Source organism: Hydrogenophaga soli (genome assembly GCF_054777695.1).
Genome location: NZ_BAAHAK010000002.1, coordinates 558,672 through 581,547, shown reverse-complemented (window position 1 = coordinate 581,547; position 22,876 = coordinate 558,672). Strand labels below are relative to the sequence as shown.

Sequence of the window (22,876 nt, the reverse complement as noted above, 5' to 3'; positions counted from 1 at the left end):
GGTCAAAGGGGTTGTAGACGCTTTCGCCCAGCCAGTTGTAGCCGTTGTACCAGCGGCGCACCTCCTGGCGGTCCAACGCGGGCAGCTCGGGGGCGAACTCCGGGGCAAACACCGTGTCCACGTCGGCGTCGGTGTAGCCACACAGGGCGCTGTAGCGGGGGTCCAGCGTGATGTCCTTGAGGTGGTTGAGCCCCGAGAACAAACTCACCTTGCTGAACTTGCTCACCCCGGTGATGAAGACAAAGCGCAGGTGTTCGTCGGCGTCTTTGAGCACGCTGTAAAAGTCCTTGAGGCCCTCGCGCATGTCCAGCGCCACGGCGCTGTTGGTGATGTTGTCCAGAATGGGTTTGTCGTATTCGTCCACCAGCACCACGGCGGTTTGGCCGGTTTGGGCATGGGCATGGGCAATGAGCTGGGCAAACCGCCCGCTCACCGAGGTGTGGGTGCAGGTGATGCCCAGGCGCTCCTGGTTGTCTTGCAGCAGCTCACCCAGGCGCTCGTCCAGCGCCGCCCGGTTTTTGAGCACCCCACCGCCAAAGCTGATGCGAATGACCGGGTGGGTGCGCCCCCAATCCCAGCGCGAGTCTGCCGCCAAGCCTTCAAACAGCGAGCGCTTGCCTTCGAACAGCTGTTTGAGCGTGTCCAGAAACAGGCTTTTGCCGAAGCGGCGCGGGCGGCTGAGGAAGTAGCAGTTGCCGTTTTGCGCCAGGTCCACCGCGTAGCCGGTTTTGTCCACGTAGTAGTGCGCGTCGCCCTCGCGCAGCTTGGCAAAACTCTGGATGCCGATGGGCAGCTTTTTGCGGGGCGTGAGGCGGGTGGGCGGCGTCATGGGGGAATTCTTGCACGGCCCGAGGAGCGCCAGGGCTTGGGTGAACGAAGGAATCAGCGGCGAGGCCACAGGCTGAAGCGTGCACGTGGCCGCACCGCGGCCACACCCACCAACCCTGCCAGCAACAGCAGCGCCCATTGGCTGAGGGTGGGCACGCCAGCCACACCCTCAGCCCCGCCCCCGGGCACACCCGCGCCCGCTGGGTCGGTGATGACACCCGCGGTGTTGTTGCTGTCGCCCACGCCGTTGTCGGTCACGCTGTAGGTGATGGTGTTGCCGCCGATGGTGGCCGGGTGCTCGTACCAGCTGGGGCTGGCCCCAGCCGTGGCCGGGCCGTACTTGTACAGCCGGGTGCCCGCGGGCAAGGCGCTGGGGTAGGTGAGCGTGACGGTGACCGTACCCCCCACCGCACATCCCGTGGTGGTGAAGTTGACCACCCCCGCCGGGAACGAAACCCCCGCAGGCGGTGCCGCCCCCACGCTGTTGGCGCTTTGGTAGGCCACGCTGACCATGGCACAACTGGCCGCCCCGCCCCCACTCAGCGTGGTGGTCACGTTGCCGCTGGTGCTGCTGCCGCTGGGCGTTGGCGCGGTGTAGCTGGTGGTGCCCATCCCGTCAAAAGCAGAAAAGGACTGTCCGCTGCGCACAAGACGCACAAACAAGGGGTAAGTCTTGAGGTCGGCGCCGCTGACGCCGTTGAGGAAGTCGACATTCCACGCGTCGGCTGGGTTGGGTGCATAGCTGGAGGAAGACCAATGAGCCCCTCCTCCCATACTGTCACCCATGATGGGCGTGTTGGGAAATGCCGTGGTGTTGATGATGGGGGCCGTGGCCGCGGTGGTGTCCACCAGGCTTTCCAACTCGCTGATGTTGGGCAGCCGCCAATCGCTGTACCCCAGGTGGTTGGCGCTGTTGCGGGCACTCACCTGGGCCAGGGCCTCGTCCCAGGTGTAGGTGCTGTTGGTGTTGGCTGCACAGCTGGTGGCGGCGCTGGTGCGGCTGCCCAACACACATTGGTCCCACACCAGTCCGGAGGTGGTGTCGGTCACGGTGCCGTCGGCATTGACGGTGTAGGCCGCGTGGGCCAGCGGGGCTGCACAGCAGGCCAGCAGCAACAGCGCACGTGTGAACAGGAACATGACAAAGCTTTCTGTGTGCAAACAAGGGACCAAGCACGCAATGCGGTGCGCAGCAGGTTTGCAGTGGATGGACAAATGCATGGCCGCCTTCCACACGGGCAATTGACGGTGATGGGCCATAAAAAAGAAGCAAAAAATCACGGTCCGCTGCGCACAAGACGCACAAACAAGGTGTCCGTCTTGAAGTTGGCGATGGAGTAGCCGTTGTAGAAATAGACAGCCCACGCGTTGGTCGGACCGGGCGCAGAGGTTTCGCTGGTCCAGTACTTGCCACTTTGCGTGGCGGGGAAGTAGGTGCTGTCAATGGCCGGGTTGAATTGCCCCCGGTGCAAGATGCTCAGCAACTCGCGCCGTGTGGGCAGCCGCCAGCCCGTGCCGTAACCACAGCGGTTGGCGCTGTTGTGCCCGGCGTTGGGGTAGCTGGCCCCGGTGGCGGTGGCCCAGTTGACGGTGCCCTGGGTTTGCAGGCTCCACACCAGGCCGGTCACGTTGTCCTTGGTGCAGGCCCAGTCGGTGCCCGGCGTGCCGCTGGCGGCGCCGGTGGTGTTGGCCACCAGGCCCGCCGTGCAGTTGCTGCCGTTCAGCACAGAGCCATCCCACAGCACACACGAAAAGTCAAAACCCGCTGCACCGCCGCCGGTTTTGGTGAGCACACCGGCGGCGGCTGCGGCGTCGCGCCCGTAGCGGCCATCTTGGTGGGGGAGGGTGCCGCTGTTGCCCACGGTGGCGGCGCTGCACGCCACGGCGGCGTTGCTGGCGTCGTAACAGCTGGTTTGGCCGGTGTCGTTCAGGCGGCCCGTTTGGGCCCATGCAGGCACCGTGCAGGCAGCCGCCCCCAGCAGGGCCAGGGCAATCAGAAGGGTGCGTTTGGTTTTCATGGTGTTTTTTTCATCTGTCGCTTTTCTTGAAAGCGCAAGGAGCTATGGTTTTTGAAGTGCTTTACCGCTTTGGCGTTGGTGCAGGCCCAGCACCCCCATCAACGCCGCCAGCAGCACCAGCGCCCACTCGCTCAACGTGGGCACGCTGGACACGGTGCCCCCGCCCCCAGCAGAAGCCACAAAGCTGGCGGACACGCTTTTGTCCGCTTTCACCTTGAACAAGGTGCACACGGGATCGGTGGTGCCTGCGCAATCCCCATCCCAAGCGCTGAAGGCTTTGCCGCTGTGGGGAGTGGCCGTGCAGGTGGTGCTCCCGCCCAAGCCCACAGGGTTGGGCGTGCAACTGATGCTGCCGCCGCCACTCACACTGGTGCTCACGGTGAATGGCGGGGCATACAACTCGGCACTGTCCAAGGCCGTTGCATACCCCACTGCGCCACCGCCTGACACCAGCACCTGCCCGGTGTTCAGCAGCGTGGCGGTGTGGGCGCCACGGGCGGTTTGCATGGGATCGCCCACGGTCCACACTTGGGTGGTGGGGTTGAACAGCTCGGTACCGGCCAACGCCCCGCCACTGGACAGTCCCCCCACCACCAGCACACGGCCATCGTTCAATTCCACCGCGGCGTGTGCTGTGCGGGCCACGTTCAGGTTGCCAGTGTTGCTCCAGGTGTTGGTGGTGGGGTCGTACAGCTCGGTGCTGCCCAGGTAGGTGCCGTTCCAAGCCGTTCCACCACCGGTGACCAGCACCTGCCCGCCCGCCAGCAAGGTGGCGGTGTGGCTGGTGCGGGCCGTGGCCATGCTGGCGGCGCTGCTCCAGGTGTTGGTGGCGGGGTTGTACAGCTCCGCCGTGGCAAGGTAGGCATTGCCGGTGGTGATCCCCCCCACCACCAACACTTGGCCGTTGTTCAGCAGCGTGGCGGTGTGGCTGGTGCGGGCGCTGGCCAAGTTGCCCGCGCTGCTCCAGGTGTTGGTGGTGGGGTCGTACAGCTCGGCACTGGCCAGAAAATTGCCTGCGGCGAAACCGCCCACCACCAGCACCTGGCCGTTGGGCAACAGCGTGGCCGTGTGCTGCTCGCGTGCGGCTGTCATGCTGGCTGCGGGGCTCCAGGTGTTGGAGTTGGGGTCGTACAACTCCACGGCGTTTGTGGCTTGGTTCGATGCCAGCATGCCACCCGCCACCAACACCTGCCCGTTGTTCAACGCCGTGGCCGTGTGCTGGTCGCGCGCGGTCCCCAACGGGGCCAACAGCATCCAGGTGTGGATGGCAGGGTCATACGCCTCCACACTGGCCACCGGGCCAGCACCATTGCGCCCCCCCACCACCATCACCTGCGTTCCGGCTCCCACCACCGTGGCCGTGTGCTGCATGCGGGCAGAGCCCATGGGCACCGCCGCAGACCAGATTTGCGCCCCGGCGTTGGATGCCAGGCCCCACACCCACCACCCCAGCAGCCAGACCCACCACCGCGGCCATGCCCTCGGGCCGGAACCGCTGCGGGCAACTTGAAAGGGGACGGGGAAAAGGGCCTTGGCCCCGGTGCAGTGTTCAAAAAAACTCATGGTGCGGCGAATCTAGTCACGTCGTTGTGGCCGCGGTATCCCCAGAACTGGGGACAGCGGATCGGCACGCCATGCCTTAACGTCAAGCCCCTTTTCATGTCCACAGGAGTCCTTCATGAACACGTTCAAAGTTGCCACCCTGGCGCTGGCCGCCCTTCTGTCCCACAGCGCGTGGGCGGGGGAATACGCCTTCAAGCTGCACAACAAAGCCCCCGGCTACAACATCGTGGGCTTTTCCACCTACCAAGATGGGCAATGGAGCAAGAACTGGCTGGAAAGCGGCGACCGCATCCGCCCCGGCCAATCGGCGTCGATGGACTGGAACAGCGATGACGGCGACTGCGTGGTGCCGTTTCGGGTGACGTGGGAGAACTACGGCTCTGAGCAGTTCAAGCTGGACTGGTGCAAAGGCGTGCACAACGTGTACATGCTGGAGAAAGGTTTCCGCTGGGACTGATGCCCAGCCACCCCGCGCGCCCCCACCGGTGAACTCAGAAGTAGATCGAGTTTTTGATCTGGTCCAGTAAATTGTTCAGCCGCGAGGGGGCATCCCACCGCTCACCGCGCATATCGCCCGAACGGAATTGCAGGAACAGCTTGTTGTCCAAAGCATGCTGATAGACCCTGTTCAGCCCGGACGGCAATCCATCTCGTTCCAACTCGGGTTTGCGCGGGGTCATCAGCACCAACACCGAGCGGGTGTAGTTTTGCATCGTCTTATGGCGAAACAAATACTGCAGGGCAGGAATGTCTTGCAGCACCGGCACACCATCTGAAGACTGCTGCAATTCCTGCTCCGCCAGCCCCGAAAGTATCAGCGTCTGGCCAAATTTGAGCGCCACATTGGCCGTGACGGCATTGCGCGTGGTTTGCATGCTCTGGCCAAATGAAACGTTCGAATCCACTTGCTCAACGAAAGCGCGTGCTGCACGCACCGACACCAGCATGCTGTCGTCTGCAGTGAACGTCGGCGTCACCGACAGGCTGACACCAATGGGCTTATCGGCAAAGGAGCCCGAACCGCCGGTCTGCGCCGCAATACCCAGGGTAATGTTGCGCCCAGAAAAGAACGTCGAGGGCTGGCGATCCAGTGCCACCAGTGAGGGTTGTGCCAGCACTTCGCTGCGCGAATTCGTGGCATTGGCAATGTTGAGCGCGTAGGCAATCCCCCCTTGAGTGGTCGGATTGGAAAGCCCGTCGTTGTTCTGGCGTGTCCTGGTGATGGTTCTGGTTTCGGCCGCGCCGGTCGCGCTGGTGAGCACGTCGGTGATCTGGCGACTTCGACCGAACACATAGGTAAGCCCGTTCAGCAGGTTGATGCCATTGCTGGTCGATTTGACATCTTCGGTGCGCACAATGGTGACGTCGAGAATGGCCATGCGCGGATTACCCGCCCCCTTGCAGGGAACGGGCAAAGCAGGCAAAGGGGCCGTTTCGTCGGCACTGCTTGTGGCACCGCCGTTGTACGAATACGAGCCTGTGCTTGCGGACGAATATACGGAACGGGCAGCGGTTTTGTCGCAGGCATCCCAAGGCGGTATGACGGGATCATTTTCCGCACTGAACTGGCCACCCGTGCCAGCCATTGTCTGTGGCATGGGATAGGCGGAATTCGCAGGCTGTGCGCCAGAACCGTAGATGTATTCAGGCGGTCCCCCCTGTGCCAGCTGAATACCTTTCTGCGCGGCCTGTGCCCCACCATTCATCTCCAATGCGGGCAGCGCTGTATGCCACGCCCCCCACTGATTGACGCGATGGCTGACTTTCCTGATTTCGCCGACATCCGTTTCCAGATCGGCATAGCGGGCTGCGGCTTGCTGCGCCAGACCTTGCTCCCCCAGGCCCGCGTACACCATTGCTTCGACGCGTGCCGCCACAGCGCTTTTCGCGCGAAAGGAAGCGTAATGTTCAATGGCGGTGCGCGCTGTGGCAAGGTCGTGCGCGTAATAAGCCGCCATGGCCAGCCCAAGTTGAGCGTCTCCGCTCGTGGGCTCAATGTCGGCGGCACGACGGAACGCCGCCACCGCTTCATTGAAGCGCTTCATTTCGTGTTCGAGGCGCCCCAATTGCAATGCCGCTTGAAAGTATGCCGGTTCGATACCCAGCGCCATCTTGTAGCCGGTTGCGGCAAGGTCTTTTGCCGCATCGTCGCCACGCAGGTAAAGCAAATGGTAAGTCAATCCGTTCAGAAAATGGATTTGCGCGTTATCCGGATCGTATTTCAGACCGGCGTTGAAAATCCGCGACGCGTCTTCGTAGTGATGCCCATGCAGCTTTTGCAGGCCCTCACTCACCAGCACGCGCGATACGCGCAAGTCAGAAATCGACTGACCATTGCTTGAAACCAAACTTTGCGAGGACTGAAATGTCGAGCACGAAGCGAGCGCAACACACAACACAAGCGGCAACCAAACACCAGCCACTGGAAATGAAATACCGGACTTTGTCATCTGAATTCTCAAATCCACGCCTGAGATTTCCAAGACGGGACATCAAGAAGTTTTGGCATGACGGCCACCCCATGCATTGTATTTTTGATTGCAAAACTCACCAACCACACCCGACAGAACCATGCAAAATATCCCTGATTTTCATGGGAACAGCCGCATCCATAGGAATGAACTTCTGAACTGCAAAAGGATTATTCGGCGTGCTCACGCCCATGTCATAAACCCCCGAGACCCCGGACAATGCAAAAAATGCCGCCGACTGCACCGTCATAGCCAAACTGATTTCAGGCGAAACGGCTGAAATCAACTGATTCAACATGATATTAGCCACACCCGCCATATTGGACTTTTCCAGTATGGCGTTTTCGAAGGCGACACCCACTTTATCCAGCCCTTCAATGAATCCCGAGGTAAAGCAAGTCCGACCAGGGGTGACCACAAAGGTCCCACTTGCCATGCCAATCGAACTGCTCCAATTTGGAGGATAAATAGGAGGCGACGTGTGGTTGATTGTTTTACCCGGCGTTTCGTCGTATGCCCGATTGCAATCATCAAGACAAGCTTTCAGAATACTGCAATTTTCAAAACACACTTGGTGGTTTTTAGTTCTCACAGAAATCTCAAGATCCGTCGATATATCGTACTCGTGATTGCAATTATCAAGGCAAACTTTATTATCAAGTCGAGGCAAAGAAGTGGGACAACTTGCAAAGCAGGCTGCATGAGCGGCCTGTGCGATTTTGACGACATTTTCATCAACGACCTCAACCGCTTGAACCACATACGGAGACGAAAAATCCCACTGACCTCCCGCCTTGTTCACATTGAAAGAAATTGAATCAACCAAACAAATTGAAGATGTTGAAAAGCTGACACTCATTCCGGGCAGCAGCCCATTCGGCTGAGGCATATCAATGCCCACATCGTGGCATAGCGAAGAAACCGTGTGTGCATGCGCCCAATATATGGGAGCTCCGCCCACATTTTTAATTGTATAACTGTACGCAAAAACTGATCCTGGCGCACCGATTGAAAAAACAACCATCACCAGCACCCTGTAAAGAACCGATTTCAAACTCATTTTCATCACCCTAGCTCATACAAAATCAAACAAAATATCAAAAAACATCACCCCTTATCACCTCACGACTTTCCCATCCAGCTCACAAACTCTTGCTCACTCACCTTTCCGTCATGGTTGACATCCGCTGATTCAAGCATTTTCACAACCATTTCGACATGCACCTGCTCGGGAACTTCCAATTTGTTCGCCATCTTGCTCACTGCCTCTGCCTGACGAACCTGCGCATATTGTTTTTGCGCCTCCGCCTCAACTTCATTCCTCTCAAGAAATCCATCGTGATTTAAATCCGCAGCCCGAAACTTTTCGGCGACAGCTGCTTCTCCTGCCAAGTGAATGATGGTCGACGGTTCGCCCGCAACGGCTTGCATTGAACCCATGCAAGTCAACCCCAGAGCCAACAAACCCAAAACAAAACAATTTGGCTTAAACATTTCCATCATTGACAACCCTTTGTGGACATTGATTCATCAGAAAAACATGGGCGCTCATCCACGCAACCCCCGCCATCAGCAAGCCCAGCAGCAGCAAGCCCCACTGACTCAGCGTGGGCACGCCCGCCACCCCGCCACCCAGCGGCACGCCCGGCCCCCCGGCGTCCACGATGGTGCCGTTGGCCAGCAGGTCGTCGTCACCCACACCCCCGTCGGTGATGGTCAGCGTGACCGTGTTGCCCGACACCACCGCCTGTGAGGCGGGCATGCGGTACCAGTGCGGTTCTGCACATGCCGGGGCGTTTGCACAGTCAAACCCCGCCGGGCTGGGGCCGTACTTCCAATACACCGTGCCTGCGGGCAAGGCGCTGGGGTAGGTCAGCACCAGCGTGGCGCTGGTGCTTGGCGTGCCCCCGGTCAAGGTGAAGTCGAGCAAGCCGTGCGGAAAGCTGTAGCCCGCGGGCAGGTTGAGCGGTGATTTGGCATGCCCGGTAGAAGCGATGAAGCCCGCAGACTGGGCGGTGTTCACCAGCCAGCTGCCTGCACCCACCACGGCCTGTGCAGCGCCGTTGCCGCCAAGGGTCTTGCCGACCACCACCGCGATGGACGCCGCCGAAGCCGGGCCTGCCCCCACGCTGCTGGTGGCCACCACGGTAAATGTGTAGCTGGTGCCGTTGGTCAACCCGGTCACGGTATGGCTGGTGGCCAGCGTCCCGGCTTGCGCGTCCACCCCCCCTGCCGGGTTGGAGACCACCGTGTAGCCCGTGATGGGCATGCTGCCGCTGCTGGCGGGAGGCGTGAAGCTCACGGTCACCTGCCCCTGACCGGGGACAACCACCAGACCCGTCGGGGCTCCCGGAACGGTGCCCGGCACGCTGGCGTTGGACGCAGCCGAAGCCGGCCCCGTGCCCACGGCGTTGGTGGCGGTGACCGTGAAGGTGTAGCTCACCCCGTTGGTCAGGCCGGTGACGAGGTGGGTCAAGCTGGTGCTGCCAGCATGAGTGTCAACGCCGCCCGCCGGGTTGGAGGCCACCGTGTAGCCGGTGATGGCGCTGCCGCCGTTGGCCGGGGCGGTGAAGGTAACCGTGGCCTGACCAAGACCCACCACGGCGGTAACGCCTGTGGGGGCACTGGGCGACGTGGCCGACTGCACCAAGAAGGCGTCCTGGCTGCCGATCCGCGTCAAGGCCGGGTTGGTGAGATTGGCGGTGCCGAAATACCCGCCCAGATAGGCCTTGCCCACGGTGTCGGCAGCGATGCCGGTGATCTGCACCATCGCCCCCCCGCTGCTACCGCCATAGCTTTTGCTCCAAGTGGTGGTGCCGCTGCCATCGAGCTTGAAGGCGAAACCGTCCCGAGCGCCGATCCGGGGCAAGCTGGGGGTGCTGAAGTTGCCGTCCTGGTAGTAGCCTCCAAGGAAGACGTTACCCGAGACATCGGCGGCAATGCCAGTCGCCCAGGCATTGGTCCCGCTGCCACCGAAATTCTTGGCCCAAGTGGTGGTGCCGCTGCTGTCGAGTTTGAGGGCGAAAACGTCCTGCGTGCCGGTCTTGGTCAAGGCCGGGGTGGTGAGGTTGGCATTGAACTGACCGCCCAGATAGACGTTTTCCGACGCATCGACGGCAATGCTGTTGGCCGGGGCCGTCGCCCCGCTGCCGCCGAAGTTCCTGGCCCAGGTGAGCACACCGCTGGCATTGAGCTTGAAGGCAAAGGCATCCTGCGTGCCGATCAGGGTCAAGGCCGGGGTGGTGAGGTTGCCGGTGTAGAACCAGCCGCCCAGGTACACATTGCCTGCACCATCCACGGCGATGCCACTGGCAACGGTGGTTGCCCCGCTGCCGCCAAAGTTTTTGGCCCAGGTCGTAGCACCGCTGCTGTCAAGCTTGAAAGCGAAAACGTCGGTGCCGCCCATCAGGGTCAAGGCCGGTGCGGTCAGGTTGGCTCCCTGGAAATAGCCCCCCAGATACACGTTGCCCGAGCCGTCCACGGCAATGCCTTTCGCATAGGCATTGGCCCCGCTGGCACCGTAGTTCTTTGCCCAGGTAGGGGTGCCGCTACCATCAAGCTTGAAAGCAAAGGCGTCCGTGCCACCCATCTTGACCAAGGCCGGGGTGGTGAGGTTGGCACCGCCAAAGTAGCCACTCAGGTAGGCATTGCCCGAGGCATCGACGGCGATGCCGGTGGTGACCACGGTGGCCCCGCTGCCACCGTAATTCTTTGCCCACAGCACGTTGCCCGCAGCGTTGAACTTGGCGGCAAAGGCATCCGTGGCACCGATGCGGGTCAACGTGGTTCCGCCCAGGGTCAACGTGGCACCCGTGAACATGCCACTCACATAGGTGTTGCCAGCGCCATCGACCGCCGTGGCGGTGATCAGGGTGTCGGCGCTCAGACTGCCGAAGCTTTCGCTGCCAAAGCTTGCCGGGGTGCTGGCGCTGGCACCGCTGGAAGGCGTGCTGCTGCCGATGGCGTTGGTGGCCACCACGGAAAAGCTGTACGTGGTCCCCGCGGCAAGGCCGACGATGCGGTGGGTGGTGGCAAGGCTGCCGGCGTCAATGTCAACGCCGCCCGCTGGGCTGGTGATCACCGTGTAGCCGGTGATCACCGAACCGTTGGCCGCCGGTGGGGTGAAGCTGACGAAGGCAATGTTGCCAATCAGTACAACCGTCGGTGCCGCCGGTTGAGCGGGGCCGTCGAGGTAGGCAAACAGCCCATTGCCAGCAAGGTTGCTGCCCGCGGCATTGGTAACCACCACATCAACCGCGCCGACACCTGTGCTGCTGGCTGGGGTGGTGACGGTGAGCGAAGTGGCTGAGTTGACGGTCAGTGCGGTGCCACTGTTGGCACCAAACTTGACGCCAGTGACACCAGAGAAGTTGAAACCGCTGAGAGTCGTCACCGTGCCGCCGCCAACAACGCCGCTGGCCGGGCTGAGGCCGACAACCAGAGGTACGGCGGTGTTCTGTTGGAGGATGTACGCATCCCGCGTGCCGAACTTGGTCAGCGCCGGTGCGCTGAGGTTGGCATTGAACTGACCGCCCAGATAGATGTTTTCCGACGCATCGACGGCAATGCTGTTGGCCGGGGCCGTCGCCCCGCTGCCGCCGAAGTTCCTGGCCCAGGTGAGCACACCGCTGGCATTGAGCTTGAAGGCAAAGGCATCCTGCGTGCCGATCAGGGTCAAGGCCGGGGTGGTGAGGTTGCCGGTGTAGAACCAGCCGCCCAGGTACACATTGCCTGCACCATCCACGGCGATGCCACTGGCAACGGTGGTTGCCCCGCTGCCGCCAAAGTTTTTGGCCCAGGTCGTAGCACCGCTGCTGTCAAGCTTGAAGGCGAAAACGTCGGTGCCGCCCATCAGGGTCAAGGCCGGTGCGCTCAGGTTGGCACCCTGGAAATAGCCCCCCAGATACACGTTGCCCGAGCCGTCCACAGCGATGCCCTTGGCATAGGCATTGGCCCCGCTGGAACCGTAGTTCTTTGCCCAGGTGGTGGCACCGGCGCTGTCTAGTTTGAAGGCGAAGCTGTCCCAATTGCCAATCTTGGTCAAGGCCGGGGTGGTGAGGTTGGCGCCGGTGAAAGAGCCGCTCAGGTAGGCGTTGCCCGAAGCATCGGCGGCGATGCCGCTGGCCTCAGCCATCACCCCGCTGCCGCCGTAGCTCTTGGCCCAGACCGTGGCACCGTTGCTGTCCAGCTTGAAGGCGAAGGCATCGCGAGCGCCGATCCGGGTCAGGCTGGGGGTGCTGAAATTGCCGTCCTGGTAATAGCCTCCAAGGAAGACGTTACCCGAGCCATCGACGGCGATGCCGGTGGCCCAGGCATTGGTCCCGCTGCCGCCAAAGTTCTTGGCCCACGTGACATTACCGCTGCTGTCGAGCTTGAAGGCAAAGACATCCTGAGCACCCATCAGAGTCAAGGCCGGGGTGGTGAGGTTGGAGCCGAAATGGCCGCCCAGATAGACGTTGCCCGAGCCATCGACCGCGATGCCGCCGGTCGAAGCCGTTGCTCCGTTGCCCCCAAAGTTCTTCGCCCACAGCACCGTGCCGCCAGCACCGATCTTCATCACAAAAACATCGATCGCGCCGATCTTGGTCAAGGTGACGGCACCCAGCGCCAGCGTGGCGCTGTTGAACGTACCCGCCACATAGGTGTTGCCGGTGCCATCGACCGCCGTGGTGGCGATGTTGGTGTCGCTCCCGGCCAAATTGCCAAAACTCAGCCCCACATAACGCGTCGGGCTGCCAGCGGTGACAACGGCGGTGGCACTGGACGAGGTGCTGCCACCGCCGTTGACGGCGACCACGGTGAAGTTGTAGGTGGTGCCCGCCACCAGGCCCACGATGCGGTGGGTGGTGGCGAGGCTGCCCGCATCCAGATCAACACCACCCGCAGGGCTGGTGATCACCGAATAACCCGTGATGGCCGAACCATTGGCCGCGGGCGGGGTGAAGCTGACGAGGGCAACGTTTCCAGTAACAGTCACGTTGGGTGCCGCCGCTTGCGCGGGCGGATCGAAGTAGTTGAACAGCCCATTGCCGCTGGCGTTGCTGCCGCTGGCATTGGTCACGACCACATCCACCGCGCCAAAGCCGGTGCTGCTGGCGGGCGTGGTGACAGTGAGCGAGTTGGTGGAATGAACGGTCAGCGCGGTGCCGCTGTTGGCACCGAATTTGACGCCGGTGGCGCCGGTGAAATTGAAGCCTGTGACCGTCACCGCCGTGCCACCCGCGGCAACGCCATGGGTCGGGCTGATGCTGGCGACAACGGGAAGCTGACTGCTTTGCACGCTTTGCTTGAAGAGGAAAGCATCTTGAGCCCCGATCAGGGTCAAGGCCGGGGTACTGAGATGGGTACCCTCGAAATACCCGCCAAGCATGAAGTTGCCCAACGCATCGACGGCAATGGCTTGCAGGTAGACCGCCGCCCCGCTGCCACCAAAGTTTTTGGTCCAGGTGGAGGTGCCGCCACTGTCGAGCTTGACGGCAAAGGCATCAGAGCCGCCGATCAGGCTCAAGCCCGGGGTGCTCAGGTTGGCCCCCTGGAAATAGCCGCCCAAATGAACGCTGCCCGAACCGTCAACGGCAACGCCAGTGGCATAGGCATTGGCCCCGGCGCCGCCGTAGCTTCTGGCCCAGGTGGTGCTGCCGGTGCTGTCGAGCTTGAAGGCAAAGGCATCGACGCCGCCGATCAACGTCAAGGCCGGCGTGGTCAGATTGGCCCATTCGAAGTAGCCCACCAGATAGACATTGCCCGTGCCATCGAGGGCCATGCCTTTGGCATAGACACTGGCTCCGCCGCTGCCGCCGAAGTTCCTGGCCCAGGTCGTGGTGCCGCTGCTGTCGAGCTTGAAGGCGAAGGCGTCCCGCGCTCCGATCAGGGTCACGGCCGGGGTGCTGAGGTTGGCCGTTTCCACATACCCACCCAGGTAGACGTTGCCCGAACTGTCCACGGCAATGGCGGTGGCAATGGCGGAGGCCCCAGCGCCACCAAAGTTCTTGGCCCAGGCAGTGGTGCCACTGCCATCAAGCTTGACGGCGAAAGCGTCTTGGGTGCCAAGCTTGGTCAGGGCCGGAACGGTCAGGTTGCCGCTGGAGAAATACCCGTCCAGATACACATTGCCCGAACCATCAATGGCAATGGCCTTGCCGAGGGCATGAGCCCCGGTGCCACCGAAGTTCTTGGCCCAGGTGAGGGTGCCGCTGCCATCAAGCTTGAAGGCAAAGGCATCCGTGAGACCGACTCTGGCCAGGGACGGGGTGCTCAGGTCGGCATTGAAAAAGCCGCCCAGATACACATTGCCTGAACCGTCGACAGCGATGCCGCTGGCTGCGGCATACCCGCCACTGCCGCCATAGTTCTTCGCCCACAACACGTTGCCGCTGCTGTTGAGCTTGGCGACAAAGGCGTCCTGGACGCCGATGCGGGTCAGCGTGGTCGCACCCAGCACCAACGTGGCGCCGGTGAACGTGCCGCTCACATAGGTGTTGCCGGTGCCATCAACCGCCGTGCCAGTGATGTTGGTGTTGGTTCCGAAGCTGCCAAAGCTCTCGTTGGCCAAACTGGCCGCCGTGCTGGCGCTGGTACCGCTGGAGGCAATGCTGCTGCCCATGGCGTTGGTGGCCACCACGGAAAAGCTGTACGTGGTCCCCGCGGCAAGGCCGACGATGCGGTGCGTGGTGGAAAGGCTGCCAGCGTCGATGTCAACGCCGCCCACGGGGCTGGAAATCACCGTGTACCCGGTGATGGTGGTGCCATTGGCCGCCGGAGCAGTGAAGCTGACAAGTGCGACGTTTCCCGTGACGGTCACGTTGGGGGCGGTCGGTTGGGCTGGAACGTCGAAGTACGAAAACAGCCCATTGCCGGCGGGATTGCTGCCGTTGGCGTGGGTGACGACCACATCGACCGCGCCGATGCCGCTGCTGCCAGCGGGCGTGGTGACGGTGATCGAGGTGGCGGAATTGACGGTCAGCGCCGTGCCGTTGTTGGCACCGAACTTGACGCTGGTGGCACCGGTGAAGTTGTAACCGGTGAGCGTCACCACCGTGCCGCCGGCGACGCTGCCACTGGTCGGGGCAATGCTGTTGAGGATGGGCGGCAGCGTGCTCTGCCTGAGAACCAAGGCGGTTTGGCTGCCGATCGCGGTCAAGGCCGGGGCGGTGAGGCTACCGCCGCTGAAATTCCCGCCCAGATACAGATTGCCCGAGCCATCCACGGCAATGCCGTTGGCCCAAGCCATCGTCCCGCCGGTACCGCCGTAGCGCTTGAGCCAGGCGGTTGTGCCACTGCTGTCGAGCTTGAAGGCGAAGACATCCCGCGCCCCCACGCGGGCCAAGGTCGGGGTGCTGAAGCTGCCATCCTGGAAATAGCCCCCCAGATACACATTGCCCGCGGCATCGACCGCGATGCCAGTGGCAAACGCATTGGTCCCGGCACCACCGTAGTTTTTGGCCCAGGCGGTGACACCACTGCTGTCGAGTTTGAGGGCGAAGGCGTCCTGAATGCCGATCCTGGTCAAGGCCGGTGTGGTGAGGTTGGCCGCGTTGAAAGTGCCCCCCAGATAGACGTTGCCCGATCCATCCACGGCAATGCCCTTGGCTTGCGCAATCGCGCCGCTGGCACCGTAGCCCTTGGCCCAGGTGATGGCACCGCTGGCGTCAAGCTTGAAGGCGAAAGCATCCTGCGCCCCCATGCGTGCCAACACTGGCGTGGTGAAGTCGCCATCCTGGTAATAGCCACCCAGATAGACGTTGCCCGAACCATCCGCGGCAATGCCGGTGGCCCAGGCACTGGTCCCGCTGCCGCCGTAGCTCTTGGCCCAGGTGGTGACGCCGCTGGCGTCGAGTTTGAAGGCGAAGGCGTCTTGCACGCCGATCCGGGTCAAGACCGGGGTGGTGAGGTTGGCGGTCTTGAAATAGCCGCCCAGATAGACATTGCCCGAGCCATCGACGGCAATGCCGTTGGCTTGGGCCGTCGCCCCACTGCCGCCGTAGTTCTTGCCCCAGACGACGGCGCCGCTGCCATCCAATTTGAGCGCAAAGGCATCCTGCGTGCCGATCTTGGTCAAGGTCGGCGTGGTGAGGTTGGCATTGAAATATCCGCCCAGAACCACATTGCCCGAAGCGTCGACGACGATGCCGGTGGCCCCAGCATTCGCCCCGCTTCCGCCGAAGTTCTTGGCCCACAGTACGCTGCCGTTGGCGTCGAGCTTGGCGGCGAAGGCATCTTGAGTGCCGATGCGGCTGAGCGTGGTCGTGCCCAGAGTCAAACTGGCGCCGGCAAAGTAGCCGGTGATATAGGTGTTGCCGCTGCCATCGACCGCCGTTCCGGTAATGGTGGTATCACCGCCGAAATTCTTCGCCCAGTCCGCCGCCAAGGCCGGGCGAGAAAACATCAAGGCCGTCAGCAGGGCAGCCAGGAACCACAAACCATAACGGCGTAACAACACGGTGATTTCTCCAAGAGACAGGAAGCGCAATGCGACCGCCGCCATGGCGGCGGCGCTGAATGTAGGCAACAGGAGGCTTTCTGTATGTAGCCAGAACTGACTACAAGCGCCGCACAGGCCGTGTGAACACAAACCCCATCAACATCAAGCCCGACAGGCACAGCAAGCCCCACTGACTCAGCGTGGGCACGCCCGCCACCCCGCCACCCAGCGGCACGCCCGGCCCCCCGGCGTCCACGATGGTGCCGTTGGCCAGCAGGTCGTCGTCACCCACACCCCCGTCGGTGATGGTCAGCGTGACCGTGTTGCCCGACACCACCGCCTGCGAGGCAGGCATGCGGTACCAGTGCGGTTCTGCACACGCCGGGGCGTTTGCACAGTCGTACCCCGCCGGGCTGGGGCCGTACTTCCAATACACCGTGCCTGCGGGCAAGGCGCTGGGGTAGGTCAGCACCAGCGTGGCGGTGGAGCCTGACGCGCCGCCAGTCAAGGTGAAGTCGAGCAAGCCGTGCGGAAAGCTGTAGCCCGCGGGTTGGGACGTTGGCGACTTGGCGTGCCCGGTGGCGGGAATGAACCCGGCGGTCTGCGCTGAGTTCAGCACCCAACTGCCCGCGCCCAGTGCGGCTTTTCGCCCGCCCGTGCCCACCACTGCGCCCGGCACCACCGCATTGGACGCCACCGAGGCCACGCTGTCGCCCACGCCGTTGGTGGCGACCACGGTGAAGGTGTAGCTGGTGCCGTTGGTCAGCCCGGTGACGGTGTGGCTCAAGGCTGTGGCACCGGCCTGGGCATCCACCCCGCCCGCGGGGTTGGAAACCACCGTGTACCCCGTGATGGCGCTGCCGCCGTTGCTGGCCGGGGCGCTGAAACTGACGGTGGCTTGCCCGTTGCTGGCGTTGGCACTGGCGCTGACCCCGGTGGGTGCGCCGGGAATGGTGGCGGGGGTGACGGCGTTGGACGCCGCCGAAACCGGCCCATCGCCCACGCCGTTGGTGGCCACCACGGTGAAGGTGTAGCTGGTGCCGTTGGTCAGGCCGGTGAGGGTGTGGCTGGTGGCCGTGGTGCCGGCCTGGGCATCCACCCCGCCTGCGGGGTTGGAGACCACCGTGTAGCGACTGATGGGCAGGCTGCCCGCCGCCGGCGCGGCAAAGTCCACGCGGGCCTGGGTGTCGCCCGCCGTTGCCACCACGGCGGTGGGGGCATTGGGCGTGTCGGCCAGGCGGCGCAGGCGACGGTTACCCTGATCTACAACATAGAGAATTCCGTTGACATCAATAGCCAGGTCGGTGGGGAGTTTCAGTTGCGCTGCCGTTGACGCGCCACCGTCCCCTCCGAAACCCGCCGTGCCCGTGCCCGCCACGGTGCTGATGAGGCCAGTGGCCGTATCCACCTTGCGGATGCGGTGATTTTGATAGTCGGCAATGAAGAGGCTGCCGGCACTGTCGAAGGCGATGCCCGTGGGATACTGGAGCTGCGCGGACGTCGCCGGGCCGCCGTCGCCGCTAAAGCCGCAGACGCTGCCGGCGATGGTGCTGATGACTCCGCTCGCCGCATCCACCTTGCGGATACGGCAATTGCCAGAATCGGCGATGTGAAGATTGCCGGCCGCGTCGAAGGCAAGACTGGCGAGCTGGTTTAACTTCGCCGCCGTGGCGAGGCCACCGTCGCCAGTAAACCCCTGGGTGGTGCCTGCGACGGTGCTGATGATCCCGCTCGCCGCACTCACTTTGCGCACCCGGACGCCGCCATCGGCGATGTAGAGGTTGCCCGCCGCATCCAGGGCCAACCCTTGCGGACGGTTCAGCGCCGCCGCAGTCGCCGCGCCACCATCGCCGCTCGAGCCCTGGGTACCGGTGCCGGCGACGGTGCTGATGAGGCCGCTCGCCGCATCCACTTTGCGCACCCGGTTGCCGTAGGTGTCGGCGATGTAGAGGTTGCCCTGTGCATCCCGCGCCACCCCTGTCGGCCCCGATAACTGCGCGGCAGTTGCGGGGCCGCCGTCGCCGCCGCTAGCAAAGACGCCCGTGCCGGCCACGGTATCCACCAGACCGGTGGAAAGATTCAACTGGTTGAGGAAATTTTTGCTCATGTCAGCGAAGTAGAGCTTGCCGCCCCCCAGCGCCAGGCCGACAGGCGCAGCCAGCGGTGCGGAGGCGGCCGCCATGGACTGAATGGGCGTCGCCGGGCCACCGGTGCCGATCAAGGTAGCGATGTTGCCGCTGGCGGCATCCACCTTGCGCACGCGATTGTTCTGGTTGTCGGCGATGTAGAGGTTGCCCGCCGCGTCCACCGCGATACCGGTAGGCCAGCTCAGTTGCGCCGCCGTGGCCACGCCGCCGTCGCCGCCGAAACCGGCCGTACCGTTGCCGGCCACGGTGCTGATGATTCCGGTAACCGCATCCACCTTGCGGATGCGGTTGTTGTCGTAGTCGGCGATGTAGAAGTTGCCGGCGGCGTCCCGTGCCACGCCGGAGGGCGACCCCAGTTTGGCCGCCGTCGCCGCGCCGCCGTCGCCGCTGTAACCCCATGTGCCGGTGCCGGCTACGGTGGTGATGGTGCCCGTGGCCGCATCCACCCTGCGGATGCGGGCGTTGTTCATGTCGGCGAAATAGAGGTCGCCGGAGGCGACGAGCGCCATGCCCATGGGAGAATTCAATGCCGCTGCCGTGGCCGGCCCCCCGTCGCCGCCGTAGCCTATGGTGCCGTTGCCGGCCACGGTGCTGATGAGGCCCGTGGCTGCAGCGACCTTGCGGATGCGACCGCCACCGGCGATGTAGAGGTTGCCGCTTGCATCCACAGCGACGCGGGTCGGGTAGGAGAGTTGCGCAGCGGTGGCCGCGCCGCCATCACCGCTGAAGCCTGCGGTGCCGTTGCCGGCCACGGTGCTGATGAGGCCCGTGACCGCATCCACCTTGCGCACCCGGTTGTTGTTGAAGTCGGCAATGTAGATGTTGCCAGCCGCGTCCACCGTCAGGCCAGGGTATGCATTGGCATCGGTGTCGCCCGAAATCTGGGCCAAGGTGGCCGGGCCACCATCCCCGCCAAAGTTGGGCTGCGGCCAGCCGCGTGAACAGGAGCCATCCCCCGCCACCCGGTTGACCTGGCTGCCATCGGCAGTCAAGCGGGCCACCCAGCACGCCACGCCGCCGGCCCCAAAGCCACTGGACATCACCACCAACCGCCCGGCCCCGTCCAGGGCCAGGTCGGAGGGGCCGTCCAGGCCAATGCTCAACGGCGGGCCGTCTGGTGGGCCGCTGGCACCGCCCCCCGCCACGGTGGTGATCAGGGTGGTGGCGTGGGCTGTGCCGCACAGGCCCAGCAGCATGGCGGCCAGGCACAGGGCGGTCCGGTGCATGGTGGTCTTGAGGGTGCAGGGCATCATGGCAACTCCGGGTTTGAGTGGGGGCGCGGTGCACGGCGTCGGCATCGCGCACGTCCAGCGCCAGGGCGGTGGCGTGTGGGCCGCAGTCGTGGACCACGCGTTGCGCGGCGTGTTCGTCCATGTCGGTCACGCACACGTGCACACCGCGTGCTGCCAATGCCCGGGCCAGTGCTCGCCCTATGCCCGAGCCACCACCCGTGATGAATGCAGTCTTTGGGGTCATTTCTGCTTGTGTGAAAAGCGCAATAAGCTATGCTTTCAATAGCATTCTCTGGCGCATCCATGCCGCTTCATGAAATCCATGTGAACGGGGAGGCTACCGCCATGCCCGCCAACGCGCTGTACCCAGAACTGGGGACACGCCGGGCGCAAAAGGGACTTGGATGTGACTGCAAACGCTGGGGGGGCGCTTGCGCAGGGCGCATCAGGTTTCGGGCTGGGTGGGCTGCGGCGGGTTCAGCGGCAGCCACAGGTGCAGCAGGGTGCCGTGGGGCGGCGTGGGTTGCGCAGGCCCCATGTGCAGCCGGGCGTGGATGGCCAGGGCACGCTGCTGCATGTTGTTCAGCCCCCGGCCTCGGGACGGAAGGTGCTGCGGCACGGGGCCGGGCGCTGCGGCGTCGGGGTTCAGGCCCACGCCGTTGTCCTGGATGCTGAGCCACACGCCGTCGCCCTCCACCCCGGTGAGCACCCGCACCTCGGTGGCGTGGGCGTGTTTCATGATGTTGGTGAGCGCCTCTTGCAGGATGCGCAGGATGTGCAAGGCGCTGTGGGGCTCCAGCCAGGGCAAGGCGGGCACGTCGGTCACGTCCCACCGCAGGCGGATGCCGGTGTTGTGAAGGCGTGGCTCCAGCCGAAACCGCCAGGTGGCCAGCAACAGCAGCAGGTCGGTCTGCACGGACTCCATGGAGTCGATGGCCAGCTTGAGGTCGTCAATGCAGTTCTTGAGGATGTCGGCCAGCATGGCCTCGTTTTGCTGGCCGTGTTCCACCGCCCACAGGGCCGATCGCAAGGACGAGCCCATGCCGTCGTGCATGTCTTGCATCAGGCGGGCGCGTTCGCGGTTGAGCAGTTCGCGCTGCTCGATTTCGCGCAGGCGTTCGTGGCTTTGGAGCAGTTCGGCCTCGCGCTCGGCCAGGCGCTGGGCCAAGGTGACGCTGGCCCGCCGAGCGGTCTGAATGGCGTCCACATAGCGGCGGTACATGATGTAGGCCAGCATCAGAAAGGCCAGCACGTTGGTGTAGGGGCCCAGGTAGTAGCCTTCAATGTCGATCAGGTTGTTCTGCAAGAACCAGTCGTAAATGCCCAAGCCCATGCCCACCCCGCCCCAGCTGGCCAGCAGCACGCCGTCACGCGACTGGTGCTGGCGGGACTTGCGCAAGTCCAGCACGGCGGCCATGCTGCCGTACACCAGCAAGACCACGTAGGCCAGCGCGGCCACGGTGTAGGCATCAAACGGGGCCCACGACACGGGCAGCGTGCACACGCCCACCACCACCGGGGTGAGCACCATCACCCGGGACAACCAGCGGGAGGGGTGGCCGTGCAGCATGTTCAAGAAGAAGTGCACCAGCGACACCATCCAGAACAGCGAGTTGAGGGTCAGCCAGCTGAACCATTCTTCGGGCAGGGGCAGGCGCTCGGTGCCCACATGGAAGTGCAGGGTGCGCAGGTACGAGGCCACCGACACCCAAAAGAACAGCGGGTACAGCGGCTCTTGTCGCTCTCGGAACCACACCAGCAATGCAAACAGCCCCACAGCCAGGAACGAGGCGCTGCTGAGGGCGGGGATGTCCAGTTGAACCAAGTGGCGCAGGCGGTAACGGATGTCCAGCGCTTGCTCCGGCCCCACCCACACGGAGGAGATGCCGCCGCCGGTGAGGCGGGGGCGCTCCAGGCGGAACAGCAGTTCAGTGGGGGCGGGGGCGTCGGCGGTTTCGTCCAGGGCAATGCGCAACGGGGTGTTCCAGCCGTTCCAGGCCATGCCCGCGTGCGACTGGTACAGCAACCGCCCATTGCCATAGATGGTCAGGGTGCCATCGGCTTTCCAACGGGGCAGGTACAGGGCCAGGGGGTTCGTGTGCGCCCTGCCCGAGCCTGCGGGCTCGGCCCAGGCGGCGAGCGGTATGCGCACGCGGTACCACTCCTGCACGGTGGGGGGGGGCAAGGTTTTGTCCCTCAAAGCATCGTCCACCCGCGATGGTTTGACGGCATGGGGCAGGGCCACCGTTTCCCACGGGCCGGTGAGCGTGCGGCTGTCGATGCTGTAGGGCGGGCGCGAGTAGCCGGTGCCGTCGATGTGCATGAACTCGGCCTGGGTGATGCGCTGGGGTTCTTGCGCCCACAACGTGCCGCAGCAGCCCCAAGCCAGCACACAGGCCAGAAGCCACCGGACCCAGACCTTCACGTCAGCGGTCCAGCAAGCCCATGGCCCGGGCTTCAAAAATGGCTTCGGCCTTGGAAGTGACTTCCAGCTTGGTGTAGATGCGGCGCACGTATGACAGCACGGTGTGGTGCGACACCCCCAGCAGGTTGCCGATTTCTTCCGCGGTGAAGCCTTTGGTGATGAGGCTGAGCACCTGGTTTTCCCGCGCCGACAAGGCCACCTTGGGCACGCGTGCGGTGCCCCCGTAGGCCATGGCCGTGGGGTTGAAGGTGGAGGGTGATTCGTCTGCAGGGGTGTCGGCGGTGGGCACGTCCTGGAACCGCATCAGCACCTTGCGGGCAATCATGGGGCTGATGGGGCTGCCCCCTGCGTGCAGGGTGCGAATCAGGTCGGCCACCCGGTGGGGAGGGGTGTCTTTGAGCAAGTAGCCCGTGGCTCCGGCCTCGATGGCCCGCATCACATGCGACTCGTCCCCAAACACGGTGCACACCATCACGGCGCAGGCGGGCCAACACTCGCGGGCGGCCCGAATCACGTCAACGCCCGAGCCGTCGGGCAAGCCCAGGTCCACCAGCAACACGTCGGCAGGCTCTTGGGCCAGCAGCGACAGGCCCTGGCTGCGGGAAGTGGCCGTGCCGGTGAGCACGATGTCGGGCACGTGGATGAGCGCACTCAGCAGCGCCTTTTGAAAGTCCTGGTCGTCCTCGACCACGACCACGCGAATGGGGGTCAGTGCCGTGATGGGGGACGGGGGGATCATGGTTCGTTGTCGAGCGCAATGGAGCCGATCCA

12 protein-coding genes and 1 pseudogene are annotated in these 22,876 nt (G+C 63.7%); 1 reads left to right on the top strand and 12 read right to left on the bottom strand.

All coding sequences use genetic code 11. The features are described from left to right. From ACYVB7_RS05815 to ACYVB7_RS05800, 4 genes are all read right to left on the bottom strand, one after another. The coding region (locus ACYVB7_RS05815) for an ATP-binding protein (RefSeq protein WP_460505686.1) at positions 1-829 on the bottom strand (829 nt) is incomplete at its 3' end. Positions 830-882: 53 nt separating this feature from the next. After that, positions 883-1,968 (bottom strand): Lcl C-terminal domain-containing protein, encoded by a 1,086-nt coding sequence (locus ACYVB7_RS05810; RefSeq protein WP_460505685.1) that lies wholly within the window; start codon positions 1,966-1,968, stop codon positions 883-885. A gap of 137 nt (positions 1,969-2,105) precedes the next feature. Then, positions 2,106-2,846, bottom strand: a complete 741-nt coding sequence (locus tag ACYVB7_RS05805; protein WP_460505684.1) for an Lcl C-terminal domain-containing protein — start codon at positions 2,844-2,846, stop codon at positions 2,106-2,108. Between the two features lie 42 nt (positions 2,847-2,888). Next, the gene (locus tag ACYVB7_RS05800; protein WP_460505683.1) at positions 2,889-4,409 is read right to left on the bottom strand and encodes an IPTL-CTERM sorting domain-containing protein; all 1,521 of its coding nucleotides are present in this window, start codon (positions 4,407-4,409) and stop codon (positions 2,889-2,891) included. 115 nt (positions 4,410-4,524) lie between these two features. Between ACYVB7_RS05800 and ACYVB7_RS05795 the strand changes: the two genes are divergently transcribed. Continuing rightward, complete coding sequence (locus ACYVB7_RS05795; RefSeq protein ID WP_460505682.1) at positions 4,525-4,866, top strand: hypothetical protein; 342 nt, start codon at positions 4,525-4,527, stop codon at positions 4,864-4,866. Between the two features lie 34 nt (positions 4,867-4,900). Here the strand turns inward: ACYVB7_RS05795 and ACYVB7_RS05790 are convergent, their stop codons facing one another. From ACYVB7_RS05790 to ACYVB7_RS05755, 8 genes and pseudogenes are all read right to left on the bottom strand, one after another. Next, the gene (locus ACYVB7_RS05790) at positions 4,901-6,892 is read right to left on the bottom strand and encodes a hypothetical protein (protein ID WP_460505681.1); all 1,992 of its coding nucleotides are present in this window, start codon (positions 6,890-6,892) and stop codon (positions 4,901-4,903) included. A 64-nt stretch (positions 6,893-6,956) separates the two neighbouring features. Beyond that, positions 6,957-7,946: a hypothetical protein gene (locus ACYVB7_RS05785; RefSeq protein ID WP_460505680.1), complete on the bottom strand. Its 990-nt coding sequence runs from the start codon at positions 7,944-7,946 to the stop codon at positions 6,957-6,959. A 56-nt stretch (positions 7,947-8,002) separates the two neighbouring features. Continuing rightward, the gene (locus ACYVB7_RS05780) at positions 8,003-8,383 is read right to left on the bottom strand and encodes an EF-hand domain-containing protein (RefSeq protein ID WP_460505678.1); all 381 of its coding nucleotides are present in this window, start codon (positions 8,381-8,383) and stop codon (positions 8,003-8,005) included. Beyond that, on the bottom strand, positions 8,367-16,319 hold the full coding sequence (locus tag ACYVB7_RS05775; protein WP_460505677.1) for an IPTL-CTERM sorting domain-containing protein: 7,953 nt from the start codon (positions 16,317-16,319) through the stop codon (positions 8,367-8,369). Before ACYVB7_RS05775 ends, ACYVB7_RS05780 begins: the two co-directional genes overlap by 17 nt. Before the next feature lie 100 nt (positions 16,320-16,419). Then, on the bottom strand, positions 16,420-19,701 hold the full coding sequence (locus ACYVB7_RS05770) for an IPTL-CTERM sorting domain-containing protein (protein WP_460505675.1): 3,282 nt from the start codon (positions 19,699-19,701) through the stop codon (positions 16,420-16,422). 19 nt (positions 19,702-19,720) lie between these two features. Continuing rightward, positions 19,721-19,924: pseudogene (locus tag ACYVB7_RS05765) on the bottom strand (SDR family NAD(P)-dependent oxidoreductase); the annotation flags it as partial. A 201-nt stretch (positions 19,925-20,125) separates the two neighbouring features. Beyond that, positions 20,126-22,105 carry a sensor histidine kinase gene (locus ACYVB7_RS05760; RefSeq protein WP_460505673.1) on the bottom strand — a complete coding sequence of 660 codons (1,980 nt, stop codon included), beginning with the start codon at positions 22,103-22,105 and terminating at the stop codon, positions 20,126-20,128. A 1-nt stretch (position 22,106) separates the two neighbouring features. Beyond that, entirely contained in the window at positions 22,107-22,844 is a 738-nt protein-coding gene (locus ACYVB7_RS05755; RefSeq protein WP_460505671.1) for a response regulator transcription factor, read from the bottom strand. Positions 22,845-22,876: the final 32 nt, after the last annotated feature.